Genomic DNA, 6,335 nt, shown 5'->3' with positions numbered 1-6,335 from the left:
CCCTACTCCCCTACTCCCCTACCCCCTATTAGGGTGTTTCCTCCTTTGGCTGTGAGGCTGATTTGATTTCTGGTATTTCTAAGAATTTTTTGGTGTCTGCAAGTAGGCGATCGCCCCACAGGTTTTCTTTGAGAAAATCTAAATTGGCATAACGGGAATCTATGCGGAGTGCAGATACTCCCATTTCTAAACTTTTTTGTTTATCGCCTTGATTATAGGATGCTACGGCTAAAGCGAGTAAAGGTTCTGCGGCTTTTTTGTCAATACTCACTGCTATTTGCCATTGCTGAATTGCCCCCGGAATATCGCCTTGCTCGTATTTGATTAAACCAATATTGTTAATTGCTGGCCAAAACTTTTTATCTTGGTTAGCTGCTAAATTGAATTGAGCGATCGCCTCTGGGAATTTCTGTAACATCAAGTAAGCATTACCCAAATCAAACAATCCCCCGGAATAATTGGGTTTTAATTTCAAACCCGCTTGATAATGGGTAATAGCTCCTTGGTAATCTTTTTTTTGAAATTTGGCTGAACCCAATGCAAATAGCACTTCAGGATTTTTAGGGTTGAGGGTTTGAGCTTTGTTCAAGGAGATAACAGCTTGATCAAATTCTCGATTTTGTAAATGTAAACTTCCCAGTAACCACCATACTTTGTGATTTTGCGGGGCTAATTTCGCAGCTAATTGCGCTCTAAATAAAGCTTGTTCAACCTGCTGAAACTGCGCTAATTGAGCCGCTTCCTGGGCTAAATTCAAGCCCTGTTTCTCTAACTGAGCATTATCAATTTGTACTGTATGCGGAATGAATGCCTGAGCATGAGCAGCTTTTGGCAAACTCCATACACTGATTGCTACTAAAAGAGAAATCAACCGAATATATTTTGGCACACTACTACCTTCTAGTCTGAATATTGGCATCTTATCGCTAACGCTTTCGCTGAAGATAGCTTAACAAAATCAGATGGGTTGGTCATTGGTCATTGGTCATTGGTCATTGGGTAATTTTATTCTTCCTCCTGACTCCTGACTCCTTCTTCTGACTCCTGACTCCTTTTATCAAAAATTGGCAAAATAACGGTGAAAGTAGTACCTTCCCCCAGATTGCTAGTTACTTGAATTTGTCCTTGATGATGCTCGATAATGGCTTGAGCGATCGCTAATCCTAATCCTGAACCAGTAGTTGTGGCTGTAGTAGTTTTCCCACCTCTATGAGTTCGTGCCGGATCAACTCGATAAAAGCGGTCAAATAACTTTGGCAGCGCGTCCCCAGGAATACCAATGCCAGTATCACTAACTTTTATTTGTAAATGAGAATTAGTGTAACGTCTTCCTGTCACTCGGTTTATCCCCTCTATTCTTGCTAACTCCACTTTTATGACCCCTTGAGGTGGAGTATATTGCAAAGCATTACCAATCAAATTTGTAAATACTCTCACTAATTGCTCCCAATTTCCCGTGAGCGTAAACCAATTTTCTAATAATTCAGGATTAACTTCCGTCAACGCACAATCAACTAAATTCAAACCCAAATTAATTTGTTTTTCTCTAGCTACCAGTTGTTGTTCTTCGACAACTTCCATTAACAAAGCATCAAGAGGACAAGATGAAAATAAATCTGTGCTAATACCACTATCCTGTCTAGCCAAAAATAGCAAATCATTAACTAACTTCCCCAATCTTTGCGTTAGTCGTTCGACCACCTTTAATTGTTGTTTATATTGAACAGTATTTGTTTCTTCTTCCCCTGTATCCAAATCAGCCAAGGCAATTTGCACATTAGTTTGAATTAAAGCAATTGGACTTCTTAATTCATGGGAAGCATCAGCAGTAAATTGTTTTAAGCGTTGATAAGATTCCCCCACAGGTTCCATCGCTTTACCTGATAAAAACCAACCACTAGCCGCCACTGACAAGATCATTAAAATAATCCCTAAAGCCAAATCAAAAATTAATTCTCGACTAGGTTTCGTCACCTCAAACCAAGGATGACTAACTCGTAAATAACCTAAAATCTGTCTTCCTAATTCTATTCTTTTTGTCACTTGTCTAAATAACTGTGCCGATTCTCCCCATCCTCCCATGCCTTCTATTCGCACAGTTTCACCTGGATGATGAGTATGAATAGGAATATCTAATTTTTCCGAAAAAGTTGACCACAGTAATTCACCATTAGGACTAAACCACTCTAAATCAATCCGATCATCTTCGGCACTTTCAGCATTATTAGGAAAACTGGCTTCTACATTTACTCGTAATTGATGCGGTTGAAATTTTATCGGTTCAATTACTAAAGAGCGCTCGACAACTTCCACAACATGATATAATGTATCGTCAATTCGCTCAACTAATGTACTGCGAACATATAAATATACTCCACTAGCAAATAATAATAGTAAAATTGCCGTTATAGCTGTGTACCAAATTGCCAACCGCCGACGGGTAGCTTGAAACAAATAAATAGACATAAAATTAATAAATTGATAACCTTTCAAGATTTAAGATCATATCCAGGTCGGAGTTTAGGGTAAAAAAGGTTTTTTCCTGTTTCTATAAAACGCATATTTAATTTTCCAAGATGTCTATTTATTATCATGCGGCTGACCAATCTTCTATTTGTAGCTCTAAAATTTTTCCAAAATCTGATCTATTACGAGTGAGCAAAGTTGCGTTATTGATTAGAGTAATAGCAGCAATTTTCAGATCCATATTCCCCAGGCGAGGATAAACTTTTCGTAGGCGTTGATGCTCTAAAGCCGCCGCACGGGTAAAAGGAATAATCCTGATAGATTGATAGTCAAGTGCTAGTTGCTGTAGTCCTTGATAACCTAAGATTTGTGCTTCTAATGTTCTTGCTTGGGATAAGAAATTGAGCCTACCTCTAATTTGTTCTTCATAGGTAATTACAGTCACCGCCACTTCTTTCTCTTCTATAGTTGCCAGCCTCGCTAAAATTTGCTTTCCTTCCTGCCCATTACGCTGGATAAAGCTGAGGTGATCTGTGTCAAGAATATACATGATATTAAACTATTCAGCAGAGTTACGCCATTCTTGCCCTAACTTAACTACTTCGTTAAAGTTAGGATCGTTTTCAAAGCTACCAGCAACTTTCAGCCACCAAGGAGTTTTTTTAGGAACTAATACAGATAACATCTGTCTCATTTGTGCTAATTCTGTTTCTAAAGTTGCAACTCGTGACTCAAGTTGTTGAGATTGGTCTTCAATTTGTTGGGAGATCATATAAATTTTTAGAGGAATAGAGTTATAGAGTTATTTTAACAATATCTCAAATATCTAGATCAAGAATCGTCAAAATCTATGCAGTAGCAATTAAGATATTGATATTCACGCTTTATAGACAATGTCTACCTATATCTAGGTGATCATGGCAAAACCAAAAAAGAATTCTGCTTCCATGAATCTGAGTGATCCACAATACTACATCAACCGTGAGTTAAGTTGGCTAGAATTTAATAATCGGGTCTTACATGAGGCTTGTGATCCTAGAACTCCTCTATTGGAAAGGCTGAAATTTTTAGCCATTTTTAGTTCCAATTTGGATGAGTTCTTTATGGTACGAGTAGCAGGTTTAAAACAACAGGTAGAAGCCACTGTTAATTTATTAACTCCCGATGGCCGGACACCACAGAAACAACTAGATGATATTCGGTTGCATTTGAATCCCCAACTCAAAAAGCACAATGGGGAATTTGAGGAGGTATTGCGACCACTATTAGTCCAACAGGGAATCTATATTCTGGATTACATAGAATTGAATCCCAAACAGCGAAGTTATTTAGATAACTATTTTGAAGAGCAGATTTTTCCAGTTCTGACTCCTCTTGCTGTTGATCCTAGTCATCCCTTCCCTCACATTTCCAATCTCAGTTTAAATCTAGCGGTGGTGGTCAAAAATCCCGATACGGAAGAGGAGTTTTTTGCCAGAGTTAAAGTTCCTCAAGTTTTACCAAGATTTTTGCCATTACCTCCAGAGTTGAGAGTCCAAGACAATGGGAAAATTGCTACCTGGTCAGGGATTCCCTTAGAACAAGCGATCGCTCATAATCTAGAATCTCTCTTTCCCGGCATGAGTATCCAAGAATATCACCCCTTCCGCATTACCCGCGATGCTGATCTGGAATTAGAGGAAGATGAAGCCGACGACCTGTTATTAGCCATTGAACAGGAACTTCGCAAACGCCGCATGGGGGGGAATACCGTCAGGTTAGAAATTCGCTCCCAAACCCCTGCATTAGTTCGTTCCCGTCTCTTAGAAGATTTGGGACTTACCGAAAGCGATATTTATGAAGTTGATGGTCTGTTGGCACTACGGGATTTAATGTACTTTCTGGCACTACCACTACCGGAACTTAAAGATCCCCCTCGTCAATCCGTCGTTCCTTCCCGTTTACAAAGACTCAGAGAACCCTGTATTGATACTGACGTTCTCGAACAAGAAGAGGGAAAAGACTTCTTTTCCATAATTCGCGAAAAAGATTTGCTAGTTCATCATCCCTATCAATCTTTCTCCGGGACTGTAGTGCGGTTTATTACTAGTGCCGCCCATGATCCTAACGTCCTAGCCATCAAAATGACTCTCTACCGGACTTCTGGAGACTCACCCATCGTTAATGCTTTAATTGCAGCAGCAGAAAATGGTAAACAAGTTTCCGTCCTAGTCGAATTAAAAGCCCGGTTTGATGAAGAGAATAACATTTATTGGGCTAGACGTTTAGAAAGAGTTGGTGTTCATGTCGTCTATGGTTTAGTCGGTTTGAAAACCCATAGCAAAATCGTCTTGGTAGTGCGACGAGAAAAAGACAGAATGCGCCGTTATGTCCACATTGGGACTGGGAATTACAACCCCAAAACCGCACGACTCTATACAGATTTAGGCTTATTTAGTTGTCGAGAAGAATTAGGTGCAGATTTAACAGATGTATTTAACTTCTTAACAGGCTACTCTCGCCAAAAATCCTATCGAGAAATTATGGTAGCACCTGTGAATATGCGCGATCGCTTTCTCGAACTAATTAAACGCGAAATTGACAATGTGCAAAACGGATTTTCTGGTCGCATAGTTGCCAAAATGAACGCCCTAGTTGACCCACAAATCATTTCTGCCCTCTACGAAGCCTCCCGTGCTGGAGTCCAAATTGATCTAATTATTCGGGGAATATGTTGTTTGCGTCCCGGTCTACCAAATCTCAGCGACAACATTCGCGTTATCAGCATCATCGGCCGCTTTTTGGAACACTCCCGCATATATTACTTCTACAATCATAACCAAGAAGAAATATATATCGGTAGCGCAGACTGGATGCGGCGTAATTTAGATCGTCGCGTCGAAGTTATTACCCCCATTAAAGACCAAGAAATTGCCAAAGATTTACAAGAAATCTTAGGGATTATGTTGGCAGATAATCGTCATGCTTGGGAATTACAACCTGATGGCAATTATATCCAAAGATGCCCAGGTGATAACTGTCCAGAAGCCAATTCTCAAAAAACAATTACGTCAATGGCTTTACGTTCCGCCGGCATAAATTAGACTCTCATTAGTTGCAGCAAAAGTGAATCATCACCTCAAATTCTGATCAAGTCAGCATATCTGAATTTACATATCCTTTTGTCAAGTCTTCATCTTCCTCCTGACTCCTATCCACCACAAAAAGACCTTTTTCGTAAACCCCACATAACAAATCTGTAATCTTCCCATGACAGTTTCCTATTTAGTGCATCTGCCACATCGGCATTATGCGGAAATTGCATAAAATTCAACTTTTAGCCCCCAAAATTCACCCATAAGACAGAGTAAATTTAGAACTCGCATTCATAAACTATAAGCATGCATATTTATTATTTTTTTGGAATGTTAAATGTTGTCCAAAGAGCCTTCTAAGATGCGCGTTCTTATAGTTGATGATCATGAACTGACTCGGTTAAGTTTGCAACTAATTTTTTCTGTTCAAGAAAATATTCATGTTGTTGGTTTAGCTAGTAATGGTCAAGAAGCTATAGACATAGTTAAATGCCACAAACCTGATGTGATCATTCTTGATTTACAAATGCCGATTATGGATGGTTGGTCAGCATCTAATTACATTAAAGCCATATCTCCAAATACTCAAATCCTGGCTTATTCCTCAGTAGATGAATTATCTTTTCAGAACCACAAAACTCAACATCAATTTGATCAAGTTTGCACAAAAGATATTCCTACAAAAGAACTCATTACTTTAGTCAGACAATTAGGCAGCAAAGTTGGGTATTCTTCATTTTTTGAAGAAAGATTGCATTCTGCTTAATCTTCATTTTAGGTTGGGTTAAACCACAG

At 39.1% G+C, this 6,335-nt stretch carries 6 protein-coding genes; 2 read left to right on the top strand and 4 right to left on the bottom strand.

Features of this window, described 5'->3' with window-relative positions; genetic code table 11:
- Positions 1-28: 28 nt before the first annotated feature.
- The 4 genes from IQ226_RS18675 to IQ226_RS18660 all read right to left on the bottom strand — a co-directional run bounded on the left by IQ226_RS18675 (position 29) and on the right by IQ226_RS18660 (position 3,238).
- Positions 29-889 (bottom strand): tetratricopeptide repeat protein, encoded by an 861-nt coding sequence (locus tag IQ226_RS18675; RefSeq protein ID WP_193897793.1) that lies wholly within the window; start codon positions 887-889, stop codon positions 29-31.
- A 116-nt stretch (positions 890-1,005) separates the two neighbouring features.
- Positions 1,006-2,454: a cell wall metabolism sensor histidine kinase WalK gene (locus tag IQ226_RS18670; protein WP_193897791.1), complete on the bottom strand. Its 1,449-nt coding sequence runs from the start codon at positions 2,452-2,454 to the stop codon at positions 1,006-1,008.
- Between the two features lie 136 nt (positions 2,455-2,590).
- Complete coding sequence (locus tag IQ226_RS18665) at positions 2,591-3,016, bottom strand: type II toxin-antitoxin system VapC family toxin (RefSeq protein WP_193897785.1); 426 nt, start codon at positions 3,014-3,016, stop codon at positions 2,591-2,593.
- 9 nt (positions 3,017-3,025) lie between these two features.
- Entirely contained in the window at positions 3,026-3,238 is a 213-nt protein-coding gene (locus IQ226_RS18660) for a hypothetical protein (protein WP_193897784.1), read from the bottom strand.
- A 145-nt stretch (positions 3,239-3,383) separates the two neighbouring features.
- On the opposite strand from IQ226_RS18660, the gene ppk1 reads away from it, so the two are divergent.
- Together ppk1 and IQ226_RS18650 are read left to right on the top strand one after the other, a co-directional pair.
- A complete protein-coding gene (gene ppk1 / locus IQ226_RS18655) occupies positions 3,384-5,549 on the top strand; it encodes a polyphosphate kinase 1 (RefSeq protein WP_193897782.1) in 2,166 nt (721 codons plus the stop codon).
- A gap of 328 nt (positions 5,550-5,877) precedes the next feature.
- On the top strand, positions 5,878-6,306 hold the full coding sequence (locus IQ226_RS18650) for a response regulator transcription factor (RefSeq protein ID WP_193897780.1): 429 nt from the start codon (positions 5,878-5,880) through the stop codon (positions 6,304-6,306).
- Positions 6,307-6,335: the final 29 nt, after the last annotated feature.

Source organism: Dolichospermum sp. LEGE 00240, from assembly GCF_015207875.1.
Classification (GTDB): Bacteria; Cyanobacteriota; Cyanobacteriia; order Cyanobacteriales; family Nostocaceae; genus Dolichospermum; species Dolichospermum gracile.
Note: the sequence above shows the minus strand (reverse complement) of the source record. Positions and strands in the feature narration are given on the sequence as shown.

What these genes read in the sequence shown, in the direction of transcription:
- IQ226_RS18665 (WP_193897785.1), bottom strand. Translation starts at nt 3,016, where the DNA reads ATGTATATTCTTGACACAGATCACCTCAGCTTTATCCAGCGTAATGGG.
- IQ226_RS18660 (WP_193897784.1), bottom strand. Translation starts at nt 3,238, where the DNA reads ATGATCTCCCAACAAATTGAAGACCAATCTCAACAACTTGAGTCACGA.
- ppk1 (WP_193897782.1), top strand. Translation starts at nt 3,384, where the DNA reads ATGGCAAAACCAAAAAAGAATTCTGCTTCCATGAATCTGAGTGATCCA.
- IQ226_RS18650 (WP_193897780.1), top strand. Translation starts at nt 5,878, where the DNA reads ATGTTGTCCAAAGAGCCTTCTAAGATGCGCGTTCTTATAGTTGATGAT.